The sequence below is a fragment of the Bartonella sp. AD328YNZD genome (genome assembly GCF_042196425.1).
The window spans coordinates 1,374-2,873 of the sequence record NZ_JBHIQG010000302.1; the positions used below are offsets into that span (position 1 = coordinate 1,374).

Consider the following 1,500-nt stretch of genomic DNA (forward strand, 5'->3'; position numbering starts at 1 on the left):
ACCACGCCGCTGCATTACTTCATAACCCAACATAAGGAAAATACCGGGAATGCCATAAAACGCCACAGCTCGTAAAAATATGCCCCACGTCATCCCAAGAGCCTTCATTTCCACATAAACAGCCACAGAGACATAGGCCACAATACAGCTAAACACCAACCCCTTCAAAGACAAAAGCCCGCGCGCCATCACTCACCTCCCCCATCAAGTCACTCAAGAAAAATATCCACCATGCGACAAAACCCCTCTCTTTTCAAGAGCCAAATCATAACAAGATGCTTTACACCTCTATAAATCAGCCCAATGACAAAACCCAAAAGGATACCCCCACGGAATTAAGAACCAAAGCCAGCGCCACCCCATGCGTTCAGCAACCGTATAAACAACATGAGATCCCCGCCAATAACGCCCCCCAAACCCCATCCTCTTAAAAAAATTTCTTCCTTTCATGATCCCTCAAATACCTCCCCACATAAATAGAAATAAAGCTCCCAAGAGGCAGAAAAACATCAACCATGGCAAAAAACCAAATCCTGCGACATCAATCCTCCCCCCCACAGCAATAAAATCAGAAAGAATGCCCATCATGCAACAAAACGCCCATCCTTTAAAGAAGCAGAACCACAAAGAGAACGACACACACCACTCCCACAAAATCCCTCGCACAGCCCCCGCAAAATCCCCGCCCCCGTATAAATCTCTCGTACAAACAAATGACAGCAGCAAAAGAAAACCACCACCCCACACCCTTTTGAAAAACGTCCCCTCACGCAACAAGCAGATATAAAAACCTATTCCTCAACAAGCATACAACAGCACAATCCCGTTTCTTTGCATAAACATGAAAGAATCAAAATTAAAATTTTTAAGGAGATGTTATGAGCCATCAAGAGAAAAAAAACATGCAAACCTGCCCGCTTGATCATCAAAATCAAGGAAAGCACATTGGTCATTTAAAGACGCAAGAAATCCCTGTAGAAACGCGTAATCCTTATTTTAAACCCAATCATCCAGAAAGTTCCAGTAACCCGCGCACGATTAAAGCCATTGCCAATGCACAAAGCCATCCCATTGCCCTTTTATATGCCAAAGGGCATCTCAGCAAAGCCCAATATAAAGCGGCAGAACGTTTTTATTTTTACTGGCGTCAAAGCCAAGCCGATCTCCACATGAGCCTTGACTACACCCGTGAAAAGGTTGCCTGTAGCCAAGGGTACACACAGCCCATTGAACGTCAAATAGCAGCCTCCAATCAATTAAAAACCATTAAAGTTCAACTTGGTATTCTTGGCTATTCTCTTCTTGAGCGGGTTATAGGCTATGGACAAGCGATCAAAGAATTAAGTTCTTCAAAACGCAAACAAAACTCCCTTGCCGATCATTTACGAGATTGTTTAGACTTGCTCGCATTTCATTGGGGATATGCAAACCATAAACATTTTGAATAATCTCCCTCGCCATTTTAAGCGGCCTCCCATCCTTCCCGCTCCCTCTATAAGC

General features: G+C 44.0%; 3 protein-coding genes and 1 pseudogene. 1 reads left to right on the forward strand and 3 read right to left on the reverse strand.

From position 1 onward, the window contains the following. The 3 genes and pseudogenes from ACFIO3_RS10960 to ACFIO3_RS10970 form a co-directional block, all read right to left on the reverse strand. Positions 1-189 (reverse strand): annotated as a pseudogene (locus tag ACFIO3_RS10960) (hypothetical protein); the annotation flags it as partial. A gap of 99 nt (positions 190-288) precedes the next feature. Continuing rightward, positions 289-450 carry a hypothetical protein gene (locus tag ACFIO3_RS10965; RefSeq protein WP_375607069.1) on the reverse strand — a complete coding sequence of 54 codons (162 nt, stop codon included), beginning with the start codon at positions 448-450 and terminating at the stop codon, positions 289-291. A gap of 6 nt (positions 451-456) precedes the next feature. Further along, a complete protein-coding gene (locus ACFIO3_RS10970; RefSeq protein WP_375611635.1) occupies positions 457-588 on the reverse strand; it encodes a hypothetical protein in 132 nt (43 codons plus the stop codon). A gap of 290 nt (positions 589-878) precedes the next feature. Here ACFIO3_RS10970 and ACFIO3_RS10975 point away from each other — a divergent pair, with 290 nt between their 5' ends. Next, on the forward strand, positions 879-1,448 hold the full coding sequence (locus ACFIO3_RS10975; RefSeq protein WP_375704456.1) for a hypothetical protein: 570 nt from the start codon (positions 879-881) through the stop codon (positions 1,446-1,448). Positions 1,449-1,500: the final 52 nt, after the last annotated feature.